The organism is Amycolatopsis sp. 195334CR (genome assembly GCF_017309385.1).
GTDB lineage: Bacteria > Actinomycetota > Actinomycetes > Mycobacteriales > Pseudonocardiaceae > Amycolatopsis.
Window position 1 is genome coordinate 3,401,900 of record NZ_JAFJMJ010000001.1, and the last position, 17,801, is coordinate 3,419,700.

At 70.1% G+C, this 17,801-nt stretch carries 19 protein-coding genes; 6 read left to right on the forward strand and 13 right to left on the reverse strand.

The window, feature by feature from the left end; translation table 11 throughout:
• Window positions 1-2 precede the first annotated feature (2 nt).
• From JYK18_RS16685 to JYK18_RS16695, 3 genes are all read right to left on the reverse strand, one after another.
• The gene (locus JYK18_RS16685; RefSeq protein ID WP_206802919.1) at window positions 3-482 is read right to left on the reverse strand and encodes a GNAT family N-acetyltransferase; all 480 of its coding nucleotides are present in this window, start codon (window positions 480-482) and stop codon (window positions 3-5) included.
• A 93-nt stretch (window positions 483-575) separates the two neighbouring features.
• Window positions 576-770, reverse strand: coding sequence for a ferredoxin (locus JYK18_RS16690; protein WP_206802920.1), 195 nt, complete (start codon window positions 768-770; stop codon window positions 576-578).
• On the reverse strand, window positions 767-1,939 hold the full coding sequence (locus JYK18_RS16695) for a cytochrome P450 (RefSeq protein ID WP_206804278.1): 1,173 nt from the start codon (window positions 1,937-1,939) through the stop codon (window positions 767-769). Before JYK18_RS16695 ends, JYK18_RS16690 begins: the two co-directional genes overlap by 4 nt.
• Before the next feature lie 166 nt (window positions 1,940-2,105).
• On the opposite strand from JYK18_RS16695, the gene JYK18_RS16700 reads away from it, so the two are divergent.
• Window positions 2,106-2,747, forward strand: a complete 642-nt coding sequence (locus tag JYK18_RS16700; RefSeq protein WP_206802921.1) for a TetR/AcrR family transcriptional regulator — start codon at window positions 2,106-2,108, stop codon at window positions 2,745-2,747.
• 1 nt (window position 2,748) lies between these two features.
• On the opposite strand, the gene JYK18_RS16705 is transcribed toward JYK18_RS16700, so the two are convergent.
• Genes JYK18_RS16705 through deoC form a run of 3 tightly spaced genes read right to left on the reverse strand, consistent with a single transcriptional unit; the run spans window position 2,749 to window position 6,024 of the window.
• Window positions 2,749-3,615 (reverse strand): aldehyde dehydrogenase family protein, encoded by an 867-nt coding sequence (locus JYK18_RS16705; RefSeq protein WP_206802922.1) that lies wholly within the window; start codon window positions 3,613-3,615, stop codon window positions 2,749-2,751.
• The gene (locus tag JYK18_RS16710; RefSeq protein ID WP_206802923.1) at window positions 3,608-5,047 is read right to left on the reverse strand and encodes an aldehyde dehydrogenase family protein; all 1,440 of its coding nucleotides are present in this window, start codon (window positions 5,045-5,047) and stop codon (window positions 3,608-3,610) included. Before JYK18_RS16710 ends, JYK18_RS16705 begins: the two co-directional genes overlap by 8 nt.
• Window positions 5,047-6,024 carry a deoxyribose-phosphate aldolase gene (gene deoC / locus JYK18_RS16715; RefSeq protein ID WP_206802924.1) on the reverse strand — a complete coding sequence of 326 codons (978 nt, stop codon included), beginning with the start codon at window positions 6,022-6,024 and terminating at the stop codon, window positions 5,047-5,049. Before deoC ends, JYK18_RS16710 begins: the two co-directional genes overlap by 1 nt.
• A gap of 107 nt (window positions 6,025-6,131) precedes the next feature.
• On the opposite strand from deoC, the gene JYK18_RS16720 reads away from it, so the two are divergent.
• Window positions 6,132-6,467 (forward strand): hypothetical protein, encoded by a 336-nt coding sequence (locus JYK18_RS16720; protein WP_206802925.1) that lies wholly within the window; start codon window positions 6,132-6,134, stop codon window positions 6,465-6,467.
• On the opposite strand, the gene JYK18_RS16725 is transcribed toward JYK18_RS16720, so the two are convergent.
• The 5 genes from JYK18_RS16725 to JYK18_RS16745 all read right to left on the reverse strand — a co-directional run bounded on the left by JYK18_RS16725 (window position 6,457) and on the right by JYK18_RS16745 (window position 12,416).
• Window positions 6,457-7,077 carry a DUF1707 domain-containing protein gene (locus tag JYK18_RS16725; protein WP_206804279.1) on the reverse strand — a complete coding sequence of 207 codons (621 nt, stop codon included), beginning with the start codon at window positions 7,075-7,077 and terminating at the stop codon, window positions 6,457-6,459. The two genes, JYK18_RS16720 and JYK18_RS16725, sit on opposite strands and share 11 nt — an antisense overlap.
• Window positions 7,078-7,152: 75 nt before the next feature.
• Window positions 7,153-8,319, reverse strand: coding sequence for a hypothetical protein (locus JYK18_RS16730; protein WP_206802926.1), 1,167 nt, complete (start codon window positions 8,317-8,319; stop codon window positions 7,153-7,155).
• Between the two features lie 15 nt (window positions 8,320-8,334).
• On the reverse strand, window positions 8,335-10,266 hold the full coding sequence (locus JYK18_RS16735) for a hypothetical protein (protein ID WP_206802927.1): 1,932 nt from the start codon (window positions 10,264-10,266) through the stop codon (window positions 8,335-8,337).
• Window positions 10,263-11,096, reverse strand: coding sequence for a toll/interleukin-1 receptor domain-containing protein (locus JYK18_RS16740; protein ID WP_206802928.1), 834 nt, complete (start codon window positions 11,094-11,096; stop codon window positions 10,263-10,265). The genes JYK18_RS16735 and JYK18_RS16740 overlap by 4 nt, the downstream gene beginning before the upstream one ends.
• Window positions 11,097-11,132: 36 nt before the next feature.
• On the reverse strand, window positions 11,133-12,416 hold the full coding sequence (locus tag JYK18_RS16745) for a helix-turn-helix transcriptional regulator (protein ID WP_206802929.1): 1,284 nt from the start codon (window positions 12,414-12,416) through the stop codon (window positions 11,133-11,135).
• Between the two features lie 323 nt (window positions 12,417-12,739).
• Here JYK18_RS16745 and upp point away from each other — a divergent pair, with 323 nt between their 5' ends.
• On the forward strand, window positions 12,740-13,363 hold the full coding sequence (gene upp / locus JYK18_RS16750) for a uracil phosphoribosyltransferase (protein ID WP_206802930.1): 624 nt from the start codon (window positions 12,740-12,742) through the stop codon (window positions 13,361-13,363).
• A 32-nt stretch (window positions 13,364-13,395) separates the two neighbouring features.
• Here upp and JYK18_RS16755 read toward each other — a convergent pair whose 3' ends face one another.
• A complete protein-coding gene (locus JYK18_RS16755; protein ID WP_206802931.1) occupies window positions 13,396-14,004 on the reverse strand; it encodes a TetR/AcrR family transcriptional regulator in 609 nt (202 codons plus the stop codon).
• Between the two features lie 69 nt (window positions 14,005-14,073).
• On the opposite strand from JYK18_RS16755, the gene JYK18_RS16760 reads away from it, so the two are divergent.
• The 3 genes from JYK18_RS16760 to JYK18_RS16770 are packed head-to-tail and all read left to right on the forward strand — an operon-like array spanning window position 14,074 to window position 16,443.
• The gene (locus JYK18_RS16760; protein WP_206802932.1) at window positions 14,074-14,472 is read left to right on the forward strand and encodes a MerR family transcriptional regulator; all 399 of its coding nucleotides are present in this window, start codon (window positions 14,074-14,076) and stop codon (window positions 14,470-14,472) included.
• Window positions 14,473-14,525: 53 nt separating this feature from the next.
• On the forward strand, window positions 14,526-15,452 hold the full coding sequence (locus JYK18_RS16765; RefSeq protein ID WP_242581174.1) for an aldo/keto reductase: 927 nt from the start codon (window positions 14,526-14,528) through the stop codon (window positions 15,450-15,452).
• Window positions 15,453-15,456: 4 nt separating this feature from the next.
• Window positions 15,457-16,443 (forward strand): aldo/keto reductase, encoded by a 987-nt coding sequence (locus tag JYK18_RS16770; protein ID WP_206802934.1) that lies wholly within the window; start codon window positions 15,457-15,459, stop codon window positions 16,441-16,443.
• A gap of 64 nt (window positions 16,444-16,507) precedes the next feature.
• Here JYK18_RS16770 and hisS read toward each other — a convergent pair whose 3' ends face one another.
• Complete coding sequence (gene hisS / locus JYK18_RS16775; RefSeq protein WP_206802935.1) at window positions 16,508-17,794, reverse strand: histidine--tRNA ligase; 1,287 nt, start codon at window positions 17,792-17,794, stop codon at window positions 16,508-16,510.
• Window positions 17,795-17,801 lie beyond the last annotated feature (7 nt).

The window sequence follows — 17,801 nt, forward strand, 5'->3', positions numbered from 1 at the left end:
GCTCAGAGGGAAAACCGGAGGACCGTGCGCGGCCCCAGATCGTCCAGGCCCACTGCTTGTTCGTGCGCGCGTAGCTCACGCAGGCCCGGGGACGGGTCGAGCACGTCGGTGAAGCCGAGCTTCCGGTAGAACGGGCCGTTCCACGGGATGTCCGCGAAGGTGCACAGCGTCACCGCGGGGAACCCGTTGTCCCGCGCCCAGTCGACGACGGCGCGCACCAGCAGCGTGCCGATGCCCTGGCGGAAGTGCGCCGGGTGCACGGCGAGTTGTTCCAGGTGCGCGTTGCCGTCGACCACCTCGACCCTGGCGAAACCGGCCGGCGGGGTGCCCGCGACCAGCACCAGCCGGGCGGCGGCCAGCTCGTCGGGACTCCCCGGCGGCGGCAGCGGCGGGAATCCCAGTTCGGCGAAGATCGAATCGGCGGCCGATTCGAGTGCCGGCAACGTGGCCAGCTCCGCGACGGTCGCTTCCCGGATCTGCATACGGTCTTCTACCAGCCGCCCCCGCGCCGCGACAACCGAATTAGCCCGGCACCGGTGCCGTGAAAGCCACCTTCACGGCACCGGTGCCGGGCACTAGTCCGAAATGGACAGAGCCTGCGCCGGGCAGATGTAGGTGGCTTCCCGCACCCGGTCCGCGGTCTCCCCGCTCACCTCGTCGGTCAGCAGGACGACCGTGCCGTCCTCCTCGTTCTGGTCGAACACCTCCGGCTCGGCGAGCACGCACTGCCCGGCACCGACGCAGCGGTCGACGTCCGTGCTGATCCTCACGACCACGCCACCGGCAGCGAGTGCAGCCCGTAGATCGTGCTGTTGCGCTTGTAGTCCAGCTCGTCGATCGCCCGCGCGATGCGCAGCGACGGCACCCGCCGGAACAGCGTGTCGAACACGATCTGCAGTTCCATCCGCGCCAGGTTCTGGCCGAGGCACTGGTGCGCGCCGAAACCGAAGGCCACGTGGTTCCGCGCGCCCCGCGCGATGTCCAGCTCGTCCGGCCGCTCGTAGGCCGCCGGGTCGTGGTTCGCGGCGTTCGACAGGCCGAGCACGCCCTCGCCCGCCTTGATCAGCACCCCGCCGATCTCCACGTCCTCGGTGGCCAGCCGGGTGGTGGCCAGTTCCGCGATGGTGAAGTACCGCAGCAGTTCCTCGACCGCGCTCAGCGTGACACCCGGGTCGTCGCGCAGCAGCTGCAGTTGGTCCGGGTGTTCGAGCAGCGCGACCACGCCGAGCGAGATCATGTTCGCGGTGGTCTCGTGCCCGGCGACCAGCAGCAGGAAGCCGAGGCTGACCAGCGCCTCGTGATCGACCTCGCCCTCCTCGCGCTGCTTGAGGATCTGCCTGCCGAGCAGGTCGTCGGTCGGCGCCTCCTCCTTCTCCGCGATCAGCTTGTCCAGGTACCCGGTGAGCTGGTCGACCGCGTCCCGCCGGTCCTCGGGCGGGGTTTCCCGGCTGAGCAGCCTGCCCGAGTGCTGCTGGAAGAACTCGTGGTCGGCGTACGGCACGCCCAGCAGCTCGCAGATCACCAGCGACGGCACCGGCAGCGACAGGTGGGTGACCAGGTCGGCGGGCTCGCCTGCGGCCAGCAGGTCGTCGATGGCCTGGTCGACGATCTCCTGGATCCGCGGCCGCAGCGCCTCCATCCGGCGCACGGTGAACTCCCCGACCACCGCGCGCCGCGCCGGCCCGTGCTCGGGCGGGTCCATAGAGATCAGCGAAGGCTTGAACGACTCGCGCACCCTCGCGTTGTCCACCAGCGCCGGAAACCGCGGGTTCGCCCGGTCCGAGCTGAACCGGGGGTCGGCGAGCATGGTGCGCACGTCCTCGTGCCGGGTGAGCACCCAGGCCCGCTTGCCGGTGGGCAGTTCGACCTGCGACACCGGGTTCTCCGCGCGGATCCGGTCGTATTCGGCGGGTGGGGCGTACGGGCAGCGGCGCTCCATCGGGAACGACGGGACCCGCTCGGTGGTGGTTTCGGACACGGCTACCTCAATCCGGACGAATCGTATGTGGAGGTTTACCTTCCGTTTTTCACGGTACCGATGTGGAATGCGAGCGTCCACATCCGTTGGGGTGAGACAATCCCGCGGAAGCTGAGAGGTGGCTGAGATGACGGTGGAACAAGAGGAGACCCGGTTGCGGGCGGACGCGCGGCGCAACCGCGATCAGATCCTCGCCGCCGCCAAGGAGTTGTTCGCCGACGCCGGGCCCGACGTGCCGATGGAGGAGATCGCGCGCCGCGCGGGCGTCGGCGTCGGCACGCTCTACCGGCGCTTCCCGGACCGCACTTCGCTGCTGCGCGAGATCGCCAGGGACACCTTCCGCAGCGTGCTGCTCGAGGCGCGGGCCGCGGAGGAAGAGGAGCCGACGGCCTGGGACGCACTCGTCCGGTTCCTCCGGCTCACCCAGAAGGTGAAGCTGAGCGTGCAGCTGGCCATGCTGTCACCGCTCGCGCGGGAGGTGCTCCAGGAGGACCCGCGCACCCGCGAATTCCGCCGCGAGGCGCTCGGCATCCTGGACCGGATCGTCGAGCACGCGCAGGAGGAGGGCACGCTGCGGCCCGACGTGGGTCCCGGCGACGTGACCATCATGCTGTCGCTGCTGCTGCGTGAACTGCCGCCGAGGTCGGCGGCGGTGGCCTCGTTCGCCACCGAGCGCTGCATCCAGCTGATGCTGGACGGGCTGAGCGCCCGGCCGGGCACGCCGTTGCCCGGCCGGGCGGTGACCAGCGCCGATCTGCTGATGGAGTAGGTCAGACGCCGAGCGGGTGCCAGACCGTCTTGGCCTCCAGGTACCGCCGCAGCCGCTTGATGTCCGGCTGCGCGGTCCAGTCCGGCTCCTCGGCGGGCACGCTGAGCACCCGCTTGACCGTGCCCGCGGCCGCCTTCGCCAGCTCGGCGCGGTCGGCCTCGGCCGCCCCGGTCGGGTCCAGCGCGTTGACGTCCCCGTGCGAAGCCAGCCAGGAACCGAGTTCCGCGGCACGCCCGGTGAGGATGTTCGCCACCCCGCCCGGCACATCCGAGGTGGCCAGCACCTCGGACAGGGTGATCGCCGGCAACGGCCGGTCGGCGCTGCTCACCACCACCGCGGTGGATCCGGTGGCCAGCACCGGCGCCAGCACGCTGACCAGGCCCAGCAGGGACGACTGCTGCGGCGCCAGCACGCCGACCACCCCGGTCGGCTCCGGCACGGTGAAGGAGAAGTACGGGCCCGCCACCGGGTTCGCCGCCCCGAGCACGGTGGCGATCTTGTCGGTCCAGCCCGCGTACCAGACCCAGCGGTCGATCGCGGCGTCCACCAGGGACTCCGCCTTCTTGGCCGGCACGCCTTCGCAGGCGCTCACCTCGCTGACGAACTGGTCGCGGCGGCCTTCGAGCACCTCGGCCACGCGGAACAGCACCTGGCCGCGGTTGTAGGCGGTGGCGCCGGACCAGCCGCCGAAGGCCTTGCGCGCGGCCACCACGGCGTCGCGGACGTCCTTGCGCGAGGCGTGCGAGGCGTTGGCCAGGAACTTGCCCTTGGCGTCGGACACCGGGTACGAGCGCCCGGACTCCGACCGCGGGAACTTCCCGCCGATGTAGAGCTTGTAGGTCTTGGTCACCGAAAGACGATCAGACATCGAGGTAAGCCTCCAGACCGGTGCGCCCGCCCTCGCGGCCGAAGCCCGATTCCTGGTAACCGCCGAACGGAGCGGCGGGATCGAAGCGGTTGAAGGTGTTGGCCCAGACGACGCCGGCCCGCAGCCGGTTCGCCATCCACAGGATCCGGGAGCCCTTTTCCGTCCAGATCCCGGCGGACAGGCCGTACGGCGTGTTGTTCGCCTTGGTGACCGCTTCCTCCGGCGTGCGGAAGGTGAGCACCGACAGCACCGGCCCGAAGATCTCCTCGCGGGCGATCCGCATCGACTGCTGCACGTCGGAGAACACCGTGGGAGCGAAGAAGAAACCCCGCTCCGGCACCGGGCACGGGCTGGTCCACCGCTGCGCGCCCTCGGTGTCCCCGGACTCGACCAGTTCCTGGATCTTGGTCAGCTGCTCGCGCGAGTTGATCGCGCCGATGTCGGTGTTCTTGTCCAGTGGGTCACCGATGCGCAGCGTGGACACGCGGTACCGCAGCTTCGCCAGCACCTCGTCCACAATGGACTCCTGGACCAGTAGCCGCGAACCGGCGCAGCAGACGTGGCCCTGGTTGAAGAAGATGCCGTTCACGATGCCCTCGACCGCCTGGTCCAGCGGCGCGTCGTCGAACACCACGTTCGCCGCCTTGCCGCCCAGCTCCAGGGTGAGCTTCTTCGGCGTGCCCGCGACCGTGCGCTGGATCAGCTTGCCGACCTCGGTGGAGCCGGTGAAGGCGATCTTGTTCACGTCCGGGTGGCCGACCAGTTCGGCGCCGATGTCCCCGGCACCGGGCAGGATGTTCACCACCCCGGGCGGCAGTTCGGCCTGCTGGCAGATCTCGGCGAAGACCAGCGCGGTGAGCGGGGTGGTCTCGGCCGGCTTGAGCACCACGGTGTTGCCGGTGGCCAGCGCCGGGGCGATCTTCCAGGCCAGCATGAGCAGCGGGAAGTTCCACGGGATGACCTGACCGGCCACGCCCAGCGGTCGCGGGTCCGGCCCGTAGCCCGCGTAGTCCAGCTTGTCCGCCCAGCCCGCGTGGTAGAAGAAGTGCGCGGCGGCGGTGGGGATGTCGGAGTCGCGCGACTCCTTGATCGGCTTGCCGTTGTCCAGGCTCTCCAGCACGGCGAGCTCGCGCGCGCGTTCCTGGATCAGCCGCGCCAGGCGGAAGATGTACTTGGCGCGCTCGGCGCCCGGCATCCTGCCCCAGGTCTTCTCGTAGGCCCGCCGCGCGGCCTTCACCGCGGTGTCCACATCGGACTTCGACGCGGTGGAGACCTCGGCCAGCACCTCCTCGGTGGCCGGGTTGACCGACTTCAGCGGCTCACCGGCACCGTCGACGAACTCACCGTTGACGAACGGCCGGTAGGCGGGCTTGAGGTTCGCGAGGTCGCGGGATTCGGGCGCGGGCGCGTAGTCGAAGGGTGAGTCGGGCATCAGTCCACCGTCACGTAGTCGGGACCGCTGTAGTGGCCGTCGAGCTGGGTGCGGCGCTGCAGCAGGAGGTCGTTGAGCAGGCTGGAGGCGCCGAACCGGAACAGGTGCGGGTCGAGCCACGGCGGCCCGGCGACCTCGTGCACGGCGACCAGGTACTTGATCGCGTCCTTGGTGGTGCGGATGCCACCGGCCGGCTTCACCCCGCGCAGTTCGCCGGTGACCTGGTGCCAGTCGTGCACCGCCTGCAGCATCACGTGGGTGACCGGCAGGGTGGCCGCCGGGGAGACCTTGCCGGTGGAGGTCTTGATGAAGTCGCCACCGGCAAGCAGCGCCAGCCAGGAGGCGCGCCGCACGTTGTCGTAGGTGGCGAGTTCGCCGGTCTCCAGGATCACCTTGAGGTGGGCCTGGCCGCAGGCGGCCTTGATCGCCTGGATCTCCTCGAACACCTGGCCGTAGCGCCCTTCGAGGAAGGCACCGCGGTCGATCACCATGTCCACCTCGGTGGCGCCGGCGTCCACGGCCATCGCCACGTCGGCGAGCTTGATCTCGCGGCTCGACCGGCCCGACGGGAAGGCGGTGGCGACGCTGGCCACTCCGATCCCGGTGCCGTGCAGCGCCTCGACCGCGGTGCCGACCAGGTCCGGGTACACGCAGACCGCGGCCACGCGCGGGGTGTCCGGGTGCTCGGGGTCGGGCAGCTTGGCCTTGGCGGCCAGCGCGCGGACCTTGCCCCGGGTGTCGGCGCCCTCCAGCGTGGTCAGGTCGACCATCGAGATGGCGGTGTCGATGGCCCAGCGCTTGGCGGCCTTCTTGATGCTGCGGGTGCCGAGCCCGGCCGCGCGCTGCTCGACGCCGACCTGGTCGACGCCCGGCAGCCCGTGCAGGAACCGGCGCAGGCTCGTCTCGTCGCGCGTGGCGTCGGCGAGCCGCTCGGGCAGCGGTGACGGGGTGTCCGTCGCCGTTGACGTAGCTGTCATGCCCGCGAGTCTAGGCGACGTCGATCCGGGAAATTCGACGTTAGTGTTTTGGTCGTAATACGGCGTATTACGATGAGGACAGGTAGGTGAAAAATCGAGGAGGCGCGATGTCCGACGACTTCCCCACCCGGCGGCTGCAGGAGGCCGCGCGGCGGGCCGAGGAGGAGATCGAATCGTTCATGCGCCGGCCCGAGCCGTCGAAGGGGCCGAGCGAGGTCTACAGCGTCCGCCTGCCGGTCGAGCGACTCGAGGAGCTGCGGTCGCTGGCGGACCGGCGCGGGGTGCCGCCGACCGCGCTCATCCGCAACTGGGTGCTCGCGCAGCTGGACGCCGCGAACGGCGGCAGCGGGGAGACCAAGCAGTGGGAGGAGGAGCTGCGCGAGACCACCGACCGGCTGCGCGCGCTCCTCGACGAGCGGCCGTGGGTGCCGGTCAGGGAGTGATCTGCTTGGCCTGGCTGGGGGCCTGACGCGGTTTGCGGATCACCGTGACCGCGCCCCAGAAGGCGAAGCCGGTCACCTTGAGCACCGGCGCGTCGTCCGGGGCCTGCTGCACGTCGCCGCGGTCGTGGCTTTCGAAGGCGCCCATGAAGCCGATACCGGTGACGTCGAGAATGATGTCGTCGGGCACCACGATGTCGATGCCGGCCATGATCGCGACCGCGTTGATCGTGGTGTGCTGCTCGGCGAAGCGGGCGTGCATCAGGTTGATGTCGACGCCGCCCCAGAAGGCGAAGCTGTTGTGCGTGGCCGGGATGACCCAGCTGCCCTTGCGCTCGGTGCCGGACATCACCGCGACCGAACTGGTCGAGCCGGGGCGCCCGCCGACCAGGTTGTGCGGGCTCGTCACCGCGCGGGAGGTGGACGGCGCCACCACTCCGGCGTTCCCGTCCACCGGCAGGTCGAGGGTCACCGGGTGCAGATCGGCCGCCGTTTTGGCGGCGTAGACCACGGAGAGCCGCTCCTCCAACTCCTCGACGGTGATCCGGCCCTCGCTCATCGCCTTGTGCAGGATCTGCGCGACCCGCTCCCGATCAGCGTCGGACACCCGCATCTGCGACGGTTCGGGAAGGCCAGGGTGCTCACTCACGGCAGGCAGCCTAGCGCCCCGGCAGACCCCGCGCGTCAGTCATTCGTACGACAGGCTGCGGTCTCCGTCCGCCGGCCACGAAACCGCCTCGTTCTCCGTGTGTTCGGCCGTGTCCACTGTGTCATCACCGGGTTGGTCGGCAGGGGCGTCAGGTTCGGTGTCGGTCGGCAGGTCGAAGTCGCGCCGGATCTCCTCGGCGATGTCCGGCCGTCCCGTGGTCTCGGCCGAGCGCGCCAGCCGGTGGGCGAGCAGGCTCCACTCCGGGTCTCCTGGATCGAGGCCGATCTCGGTCATCCAGGTCCGGAGGTAGCGGGTACGCGTGGTTTGGTCGGCGTCGGCGTACATCGCGTCGAAGGCGGTGTCCGCCGCGTGGCCGTTCAGGTCTGCCCCGGACTGCGGGTCCATCAGGAAGTTGCGGAACAGCGGCGGGATCTCGGTGTTGTTCGCCGCCGCTGAGAGCTGGGCGAGGTTGCCGATGAGGTCCACCGTCTCCTGGATCGCGGTGTCCTTCTTGGCCAGCCACCACACCACGGCACTGCCGGTGTCCTTCAGCACGTCCTCACCGAGGTACTGCCGCTTGTTGCGCTCGTACTCGCGTTCGTGCTCCCAAACCTCGCGGTTCTTGCGGACGTCGGCGAGGGACCGCAACCGTGCTTCGTCGTCGGGGGCCAGTGAGACCTTGATGCTGTTGGCCGACGCCTCCACCACGCCGCCGGGATCCTGCCGGGTGGTGCCGAGCACGCCGCTCAGGTGGTGTTCGAGCAGGGAGTAGTCCTCGGGATTGGCCTTCACCGCCTCGTGCTGCGCCTGCCGGACGACCAGGCTGATGGCCAGCCCGGCGGGATTGGCGTGGGCGATCGGTGGGCGGCCGGGGGTGAAGCGCCACCAGACCTTCGCGGAGAAGACGAACCGGTAGTCGGCCGAAGCGCTGGGCAGGTAGGTGGCGCCGACCAGCACCTCTTCGTATTCGGACGGTTCCGGGACCGGCTCGGCCGGGAGGTACTGGCTCATCCGGGCGTCCTGGAGCTGCTCGCCGCGAATGCGTTCCGCGATCGCCGCACGCACGACCAGTACGGCGCCGACCGAAGCCACCGTGATCAGCACCCACAGCCAGGTCGGCCAGGCCAGGCTCAGTCCGGCGGTCACCGGCGCGAACACGGCGAGGAAACCGAGAACGATCAGGAGGGTTTTGTCCCGTTGGGTCACCTTGGGCTCCAATGTTCAGCAGGCGGTGGGGTCGAAGTCCTGGGCCTGGTCGATCTGCTCGATGAATCGGGTGAAGGTGTCGCGAGCGGGCACCGGATCCGCGTGTGCGCCGCGGACCCACTCCCTGGCGATGCCGAACATCCGGGAGCAGGCACCGTCCACCTCGCTCGCCGCGACGGCGAGGACTTCGGTGAGCTGGGCGCCGAGCGGGTTCTGCCCGGCCTCGTCGAGCCACGCCGTCACGTGGTCCGGCCAGTTCGACGGTTTCCGCCTCGAGAGCACGTCGGACCACAGCCGGACCAGCGTGCGGCGGACGCCTTGGTCGGCGAGCAGCGGCTGGGTCCTGCGGTCGGCGCGGGTCACCAGGACCGGGTTCGCGATCTCGAGGAAGAGGCTGAAGTCCGCGGCCCGCCGATTCTCGGCCGGGTAGTGGCCGAGCCGGGCGAGGAGACGCCGGAACAAGCGCCCATCCGGCTCGCACAAGAGCTTGAGCGCGTCGCGGGCCAAGGCGTACGCGTCCCGCGTGCTGTCTTTGCGCCTGGCCAGCCGGTGGAGCCGAACGAGGGCTTGTTCGGGGTAGCGCGGCGCGATGGTGTCCACGCAGAGCTGGATCAACACCTTGGCCAGCGGATCGGGCAGCATCGCCTTGCCACTCCAGTAGTAGAGCTGCTGCCGGAACTCACCGGCCCAGCGCTCGTCGGTGAGGCCTTGCTGCAGCAGTTGGGCGGCGGGCTCCGGATAGGTGCCCGCCCACGCCTCGGCCAAGTTCCGCAGGTCCGCCGTCCGGCCGGTGCGCAGGCACTGCACGGCGAGCTTGCCCGCGACCTCGCGGCGTCCCGCGTCGCTCAACTCGCGAAGGCGCACGACCCGGTCGGCCCACGTGGTCAGCTTGGCCCGCAGGTCCGGGAAGTTGTCCCAGAAGTACCGGAGAACCGCCTCGTCCTTGGCCAGGTCGAGGAAGCGAACCGTTCGCGCGTCCGTGATCTCCGCGCGTATACCCCGCAGTCGGGTGCTGAGCGCGTTCCTCGAGAGCACGGGTTCGGGCGGTTCGGGATGGGCGGTGATGCGGAGGATTTCGTTCGCCGCGTGGTGCACGACGTCAGCGGGACCGTTCTCCAACAGGGCAACGGACAGCATGGCGGCTCTGGCTGGGCCGTCGGTGATGCTTCCCAGCTCCAGCGCCACATCGCTGTCGCGTTTCAACCACGACTTTTTCGCGGTGGCGAGCCAGCTCTTGAAGTCGAGTTCCGAGTTCTTTTCGCGAGCTGCCTTCACGAGTTCGACGAGGCGTGCCAGGCGTTCCAGCGAATCGATTTCGAGTTTCTCGTGGATTTCCTCGTCCACCGCGTCCGGCTCGAACTCGATGCCATCGGCTTTCAGGTGGCGGAAGAACGCGGTTCGCGCGTGGGGGCGGCCGATCGTGACGACGGAGTCGCGCAGTTCCGGGACCAGGTCCTCGAAGGCGTTGTGCGGGAGCACCACCAGCAGATGGGCGCCTCGTTCGGCGATCAGGGGCAGAGCCGTGACGAGGTGCTGCTGTGCCGAACGGAAGGTGGGCCGGTCACTGGCGGAGAGGTCGAGCAGGAACCGATCGCCCGGCTCGACCTGGGTTTCGTCCAGCAGCGGTTCGTCACCGTCCGAGCGGTCCGGGAGTTCCCGGAAGCCGGTTGTTGTTCTGGCGAGGCCGTAGAGCAGCATTTTCGCCGCGCTTTGGCGACCACTGCCCGGCGCGCCGCCGAGGAGGACGGTGCCCGGTTCTGCCACGGTCCGCTGTGCTTCGGCGTAACCGCGGGGGTAGGCGTAGCGCCGGTACAGCCACTGCAGGTAGGTGCGGGCCGCCTGCCGGTGGTTCGCCCTGGGGCGCCGTCCGGGGAAGTCGCCGTAGTAGACGTGGTTCTGCTGGTTGACCACCGTGCCGGCGGTCGGCGCGGTGGTGTGGCTGGTCATTGGCTGGGGCCGTTGTCGCGGCGGTCGCCGAACTGCACGTCGCCGTCGACCTTGCCGACGACCGGTCCGTCGCCGAACTCCTGCGAGCCGACGATGGCCCCCTCACCAAACTGCTGCGAGCCGACGACGGATCCCTCACCGAACTTCGGCGAGCCGACGACGGACCCGTCGCCGAGCGTGGGTGAGCCGACAAAGGATCCGTCGCTGATTGCGGGCGAGCCGATAAAGGATCCGTTGCCGAGCGTGGGCGAGCCGACGATCGAACCGTCGCCGCCGATGTTGACCGAGCCGACGCCGTGCAGGTTGTGCGACCGGTCGCGGGTTTCGCGCGGTGTGTCCGGTTCGGGGGCCACCGTCCGGTCCACCAGTCCGGGCACCAGGTCGGCCACGTCCGCCGCGATCTTGTCCAGGCAGGCCGCCGAGTCGCGGGTGTCGAAGAGCAGGCTCTGGCGCTGGGCCAGTTCGACGAGTTCGGGCGGGAGGTCGCCTTCGCTGAGCCGCTCGGTCTTGCGGCCGACGAGGATCGGGATGACGTGGACGCCGAAGTCGAAAGCCGTGATGATCTCGCGCCGGGTCCAGTCCGCGGGGTTGTCGATCGCCCGCTCGCCCCGGCTGTTCGCGGCCAGCCAGTCCGGGCCGATCACGGCCAGCAGCACCGTGCTGCGCCGGACGGCAGGCAGCAGTTCCTTGGTGAAGTTCTCGCCCGACTTGATCGACTGGCTGGCGTAGAAAACGTGTTCGCGGCCGAACCGGCGGCTCAGGTCGGCCTGGATGTGGTCGGCGACGCCTGCTTGGTCCGCCGTTCGATAGTTGACGAAGATTTCGGGCATGGTGAAGCGATCCCTCCTCTACCGGGTGAACTGATTTCAGGCAGTCGGTGCGTGCAGCGCGGCGTCGAGCAGCGGGGAGACCTCGCGCACCGCCGGCTGGCTGCGGAAGCGCGCCAAGGTCCGCCTGAGTCGCTGCACGTCGAGCGTGATGGTCGCCGAACTGACCACGTCGATGAGGCCGATCAGCTCGTGGGTCAGCGCGCAGGCGTGGTCGACCTCGTTGGCCGTGGCATGCGCGAGCGCTCGTCTGATGCCGTAGCGAGCCCTGGTGCGCAGCGCCTCCGCCGGGATGAGGTCGACCTCCCGGTCCAGCACCTCCGCCGCTTCTCGTGCCCGGCCCATGTCGAACATGCACCAGCCGAGCACCATCTTCGCCGGGTTGGGCAGGTTCGTGGTGCCCAGCACGGGCCCGGGCGCCGCATCCGCGCGCCCGAGGAGTTCCTGGGCTTCGTCGAGGCTGCGCAGGCAGGCGTCGCGGTCACCGGCGAGCGCGTGTCCCTGTGCTTCCCGTTGCGCGGCGAGCCCGCGAATCCTGGCTGGTACCGGGAAGGACTGCGCGTGCTGGGCCAGCTCGATCGTCTGCCGCGCGTCGTCCCGGTAGAGGGTCACCAGTGCGCGGCGGACCAGCGAGTAGGCCGCGAGGTCGTGGTCACCGCCGGCCTCCGCCATCTCCACGGCGCGATCGGTCCACCAGAGCGCGGCCTTGTCGTCCCCGGACTCCTGAGCCATCCAGCCGGCGTATTCGGCGTACCGGGCCCCGAGCAGCAGCAGGTCGTTCCGGTGGTGCTCGGTGGCCCGCCCGGCCAGTTGCTGGATCGTATGGGTTTGCGCGACCAGCGCGGGAAGCACGACGCCGGGGCTCGCCGTCTGGCCGAGTCGGCGGAACTGGTCGAAGTGGGCGTGCAGGGCGGCCAGCGCGGTGGTTTCGCCCGAGGTGGCGCCGAGCCCGGCGGTGCCGAGCCCGAAGCCGATCGCCGAGCCGACGCCCATCGCCATCGCTTCCCGGCGGCCCATCGGCCGGAACCAGCTCGACCCGTCCGCGGAAAGGTTCATGATCCACACCTCGCTGTCATCTTGGGTTTCCGGAAGCGGAGCTCCGGTCAGATGCGCGGGGACGAGCGCGGTGAGCGCGCCCTTGGCGGCGAGAGCGACGTCGCACAGGCGAGCCAGCTCCGGCGGAGGTGGCTTGCGATTCGTCTCGATCTTGCTCAGATATCCCTTGCTGTAGTGCACCTTGGCGGCCAGCTGGGTGAGGGAGAGCCCAGCCTCGTTCCGGCGCCGCCGGAGCTCCGTACCGAACAGTCTGCGTCCTTCGGCCACGTCGACCCTTCCGTTGCCGGTTGCCTCTTCCGGTCGTTCCCGGGAAACACCCGTGAGCGCAGAATGTGCCTGCTTGCCTACGGAAGGTAGTGCGGTCACCGGCTCGAGTGGAGCGGGCTGCCGAAGGGAAACTCGAATGGACCAAGGCCGGGTCGTTCGCGCGCTTTCCACCTGGCACCCCCGTCGACCGCATTCCGGCATTGGCATCACCGTTGCGATTCTGACCAGGTCGAGGCCCGTTTTTGTAGTCGCTCGCCGGGTTTCCTGTTGCCTACTCGCAGGTAACAACAGGGGGTGGTGCGGTGGCGGCTACGGTGTCCACCATGGACGTCCACGTCGTCGATCATCCGCTGGCCAAGGCCCGGCTCTCCACCATGCGGGACGCCCGCACGGACAGCGCGGCCTTCCGGGCGGCGCTGCACGAGCTGACCATGATGCTGATCTACGAAGCCACCCGCGACGCGCCCGTGCGGGTGGAGCGCATCCACACCCCGGTCGCCCGCACCGACGGCTACCGGCTGGCGAACCCGCCGTTGCTGGTGCCGGTCCTCCGGGCCGGGCTCGGCATGGCCGACGAGGCCCACAAGCTGATCCCGGACGCCCAGATGGGCTTCGTCGGGTTGGCCAGGGACGAGGAGACGTTGCAGCCGACGCCCTACCTGGAATCACTGCCGGAATCGCTCGGGGGCCGGCCGGTGCTGGTGCTCGACCCGATGCTCGCCACCGGTGGCTCGATGGCGTACACCATCCGGCTGCTGATCGACCGCGGCGCGACCGACGTCACCGCGATCTGCGCGCTCGCCGCGCCGGAGGGCATCCGGCACCTGGAGGAGTCCGGGATGCCGGTGCGCGTGGTCACGGCCAGCATCGACGAGCGCCTGAACGACTCGGGCTTCATCGTGCCCGGGCTCGGCGACGCGGGCGACCGGCAGTACGGCGCCGTCTGAGCAGCAGCCGTCGTACGGTGCCGTCCGAGCCGTCAGTTCGGTGCTGGTTGCGTGCGCAGCCAGCCTCGGCCGTTGGCCCGCAGGGCGGCTTCGTACGCACCGCTGACGTCGAAGCCGGGTGGCAGGTTTCCGTTGATCTCCAGCGAAACCATGCCGTGCGCGATGCCCCACGACGACGCCGCTATCCGTTCGGCGGGCTCGTTGACGAAAACCCCGTCGGCGATGCCCGTGCGAATGGTGTCCAGCAGCGGGTTCATCGTCGACCGCGCGAGGTCGGTGGCCGATTCGTCCGGTTCGAAGCCGGGCACCGCCTTGGTGAACATGATCGAGTACATGTGCGGGTCGGCCAGCGCGCTGGCCCGGTAGGCCAGGCCCAGCGACACCAGGTCCTCGAAGTGGTCGCCCGTGCGCACGATGGCCGCCAGCCGCTTCTCGAACCGGGCGAACCCCTCCACGTACAACGCGCTGATCAGATCGGGCTTGCTGCCGAACAGCGAGTACACCGCGGTGGTCGAGGTACCGGCGTCCTTCGCGAGCCGTCGCAGGCTCAGTGCGCCGGGGCCCTCGCCGGAGAGGAGTTCACCGGCGCGGTCGAGCAGCCGGACGCGGAGGCCGTCGTCGTGGGTTCTGGGGCGGGCCATGCGCGCAGCGTAACGCGGACGGGCTTCGGGAGTTGACCTGGAGCGCACTCCAGGTCGTACCGTCGAGACATGAGCTTTTCGATAGCCGAGGCCGCCCGCCGGAGTGGCCTGTCGATCGACACCCTCCGGTACTACGAGCGCATCAAGCTGCTCGAGGCCCCGGCCAGGGATACGGCCGGGCGCCGCGTCTACTCCGACGACGACCTGGCCTGGTTGGGCTTCCTGACCAAGCTCCGCACCACGGGCATGCCCATCCGGATGATGCGCGAGTACGCCTCGCTGCGCCGCCACGGCGCGGCCAGCGCCGGCCGCCGCAAGGCGATCCTGGTCGAGCAGCGCCGCTCGGTCCGCGAGCGCATCGAGGAACTGCAGGGCTGCCTCGAGGTGCTCGACTACAAGATCGACAACTACGACCAGATCGAGCGGAAGTTCACCGAACAGAACGCTCCGATCAAGGAGACCGCGTGAGCACCACCAAGAAGCTCGGCGAGCTGACCGTCGGCGCGCAGGGTCTCGGCTGCATGGGGATGAGCCAGGCCTACGGCGTCCGCGACGACGAAGCCGAGTCGATCGCCACCATCCACCGGGCGCTGGAACTGGGCGTGAACCTGCTGGACACGGCCAACGTCTACGGCGCGGGCGCCAACGAGGAACTGGTCGGGCGGGCCATCAGGGACCGGCGCGACCAGGTCGTGCTGGCCACGAAGTTCGGCATCGTCTGGGGCGAGGGCGGCGCGATGAGCGCCCGGGGCGACGCCGGGTTCGTCCGCCAGAACTGCGAGGACTCGCTGCGCCGGCTCGGCGTGGACCACATCGACCTCTACTACCAGCACCGGGTGGACCCGGACACGCCGGTGGAGGAGACCTGGGGCGCGCTGGCCGGGCTGGTCGCCGAGGGCAAGGTCCGCTACCTGGGCATTTCCGAGGCGGGCGCGGAGACCATCCGGCGGGCGCACGCGGTGCACCCGGTGACCGCGCTGCAGAGCGAGTGGTCGCTGTGGACCAGGGGCATCGAGGACGAGATCCTCGGCACCTGCCGGGAGCTGGGCATCGGCATCGTGCCGTTCTCGCCGCTCGGCCGGGGCTTCCTGACCGGCAACATCACCTCGGTGGACAGCCTGCCCGCCGACGACATGCGCCGCGGCCTGCCCCGGTTCACCGACGGCAACCTGGAGCGCAACCTGGCCATCGTCGAGGCGCTGCGCGGGCTCGCCGAGCGCAAGGGCGTCACCGCCGGGCAGCTGGCGCTGGCCTGGGTGCAGCACCAGGGCGACGACGTGGTGCCGATCCCGGGCACCAAGCGCCGCAAGTACCTGGAGGAGAACGCCGCCTCCGTCCACATCGAACTGTCCGAACAGGACATCGCCGAGATCGAAGCGGCCGCGCCCGCCGAGGCCGTCGCCGGGGCGCGGTACCCCGAGCGGCTCGCCCGCGCGGCGGGGAAGTGAGCTGATGGAAGAGCGCAAGCTGGGGTCGCTCACCGTGGCCGCCCAGGGGCTGGGCTGCATGGGCATGAGCGAGTTCTACGGCGAAGGCGACGAGACCGAGTCGATCGCCACCATCCACCGCGCGCTGGAGCTGGGCGTGACCCTGCTCGACACGGCCGACATGTACGGCTTCGGGCGCAACGAGGAACTGGTCGGGCGGGCCATCGGGGACCGGCGCGACCAGGTGGTGCTGGCCACCAAGTTCGGCATCCTGCGCGACGAGAACGATCCGTCGAAGCGCGGGGTGCGCGGGGACGCGGCCTACGTGCGCGAGGCGGCGGAGGCGTCGCTGCGACGGCTCGGCGTGGACCACATCGACCTGTACTACCAGCACCGCGTGGACCCCTCGGTGCCGATCGAGGAGACCGTCGGCGCGATGGCCGAGCTGGTCACCGCGGGCAAGGTGCGGCACCTCGGCCTGTCCGAGGCGGGGGCCGAGACGATCCGGCGGGCGCACGCGGTGCACCCGATCACCGCGCTCCAGACGGAGTGGAGCCTGTGGTCGCGGGACATCGAGGACGAGGTGGTGCCGGTCTGCCGCGAGCTGGGCATCGGCGTGGTGCCGTACTCGCCGCTCGGGCGGGGGCTGCTGACCGGGCGGTTCCAGTCCAAAGCAGACTTCGGGGCCGGTGACTTCCGGCAGCAGAGCCAGCCGCGCATGGCGGACGGCAACCTGGAGCGGAACCTGGAACTGGTGGCGAAGCTGCGCGAGCTGGCCGAACGGCGGGGTGTGACCGCGGGGCAGCTGGCGCTGGCGTGGGTGCAGGCGCGCGGGGCGGACGTGGTGCCGATCCCGGGTACCAAGCGGCGGAAGTACCTGGAGGAGAACGTCGCCGCTGCCGGGCTGGAACTGTCCACTGAGGACATCGACGAGGTGGAGCGCACGGTGCCGCGGGAGGCGGTCGCCGGGCAGCGCTACCCGGACGAGGGCATGCGCCTGGTCGGGCGCTGATCCGGTGCCGTGAATGTGGCTTTCACCGCGGAATGCGCGGTGAAAGCCACATTCACCGCATTCGTCAGAGGAGCGAGGCCACCGAAGCGGCAGCCGAGTCGACGGCGACGGTGGACTGTTCCCGGGTGGCCAGGCTGCGCACGGTGACGTTCCCGGCGTCCCAGTCCTCCTGACCGACGATGACCACGGCCCGCGCGCCCGCCTTGTCGGCGCGCGTGAGTTCCTTGCCCAGTTTCCGGTGCTCCAGCGGGCTCGACGTGCGCAGCCCCGCCGACCGCAGCTTCGAGGCGACCGTGCGCGCGGCACCGGTCAGCTCGGCCGTCACCGGGATGACCGCCACGTCGTACTCGCTGCGGGGCGAGGGCACCAGGCCGTGCGTGGTCAGGAAGTCGATCAGGGTCACGTCACCCATGCCGAAGCCGATGCCCGGGATCTCCTTCGCGGTGAACAAGCCCGCGAGGTCGCTGTACCGGCCACCGCCGAACAGGGCGCGGTTGTTCTCCGGCGAAGTGTCGAACACCTCGAACACCGTGCCGGTGTAGTACGCCAGGCCCCGCACGATCAGCGGGTCGAACTGGACCAGGTCGGCCGCCTCGCTGCGCAGCACCCGCACCAGGTTGGACGCGTCCTTCACCTCGGCGGGCAGCTCGTCCAGCAACGCCGTCCCGGCGCCCAGCGTCTCGGCCAGGCGGGCGAACTGCTTGTCGCTCAGGCCGATCTCCTCGGCGTCGGCGGCGAGCTTGTCGCGGTCGTACTTCTCCCAGCGGTCCACCAGCGAGTACACCGCGGCCAGGTGTTCCGCGGGCACGCCGGCGAGATCGGTGAGCGCGCTGGCCAGCAGCGTCCGGTCGTTCGCGCGGACCGCGTACATGTCCCGCGTGGCGCCGAACTCGCCGAGCAGCGCGTGGATCACCTCGAAGATCTCGATCTCGCAGCTGGCCGCGTCCGAGCCGAAGATGTCCACGTTGAGCTGCCAGTGCTCGCGCACGCGACCGCGCTGCGGGCGCTCGTAGCGGTGGCAGTTCGGGTGGCTGTACCAGCGCACCGGGAACTGCAGCGAACCCGCGTTGCCGGCGATCATCCGCGCCACCGACGGGGTCATCTCCGGGCGCAGCGCCAGCCGCCGCCCGCCGCGGTCGGTCAGCGTGTAGAGCTGCTGGTCGGCGATCTCCTGGCCGGACTTGGCCTCGTAGATCTCCGCGGACTCCAGGATCGGCCCGTCGTAGCGCTGGTAGCCGAAGCGCTCGACCACGTCGTAGAGATGGCCGAACACCTGCGTCCGGACGGACATCTCCGCGGGGAGGAAGTCCCTGGTTCCCCGGTAGGGGGCGGTCGGCAGGTACTCGGGCACGATCGAT

Bases quoted from the DNA above. Each gene is read 5' to 3' on its own strand.
- JYK18_RS16770 (WP_206802934.1), top strand. From the start codon at position 15,457: ATGGAAGAGCGCAAGCTGGGGTCGCTCACCGTGGCCGCCCAGGGGCTG.
- upp (WP_206802930.1), top strand. From the start codon at position 12,740: ATGGACGTCCACGTCGTCGATCATCCGCTGGCCAAGGCCCGGCTCTCC.
- JYK18_RS16735 (WP_206802927.1), bottom strand. From the start codon at position 10,266: ATGACCAGCCACACCACCGCGCCGACCGCCGGCACGGTGGTCAACCAG.
- JYK18_RS16685 (WP_206802919.1), bottom strand. From the start codon at position 482: ATGCAGATCCGGGAAGCGACCGTCGCGGAGCTGGCCACGTTGCCGGCA.
- JYK18_RS16705 (WP_206802922.1), bottom strand. From the start codon at position 3,615: ATGTCTGATCGTCTTTCGGTGACCAAGACCTACAAGCTCTACATCGGC.
- JYK18_RS16695 (WP_206804278.1), bottom strand. From the start codon at position 1,939: ATGGAGCGCCGCTGCCCGTACGCCCCACCCGCCGAATACGACCGGATC.
- JYK18_RS16760 (WP_206802932.1), top strand. From the start codon at position 14,074: ATGAGCTTTTCGATAGCCGAGGCCGCCCGCCGGAGTGGCCTGTCGATC.
- JYK18_RS16710 (WP_206802923.1), bottom strand. From the start codon at position 5,047: ATGCCCGACTCACCCTTCGACTACGCGCCCGCGCCCGAATCCCGCGAC.
- JYK18_RS16725 (WP_206804279.1), bottom strand. From the start codon at position 7,077: ATGCGGGTGTCCGACGCTGATCGGGAGCGGGTCGCGCAGATCCTGCAC.
- JYK18_RS16740 (WP_206802928.1), bottom strand. From the start codon at position 11,096: ATGCCCGAAATCTTCGTCAACTATCGAACGGCGGACCAAGCAGGCGTC.
- JYK18_RS16765 (WP_242581174.1), top strand. From the start codon at position 14,526: ATGGGGATGAGCCAGGCCTACGGCGTCCGCGACGACGAAGCCGAGTCG.
- deoC (WP_206802924.1), bottom strand. From the start codon at position 6,024: ATGACAGCTACGTCAACGGCGACGGACACCCCGTCACCGCTGCCCGAG.
- JYK18_RS16720 (WP_206802925.1), top strand. From the start codon at position 6,132: ATGTCCGACGACTTCCCCACCCGGCGGCTGCAGGAGGCCGCGCGGCGG.
- JYK18_RS16755 (WP_206802931.1), bottom strand. From the start codon at position 14,004: ATGGCCCGCCCCAGAACCCACGACGACGGCCTCCGCGTCCGGCTGCTC.
- JYK18_RS16700 (WP_206802921.1), top strand. From the start codon at position 2,106: ATGACGGTGGAACAAGAGGAGACCCGGTTGCGGGCGGACGCGCGGCGC.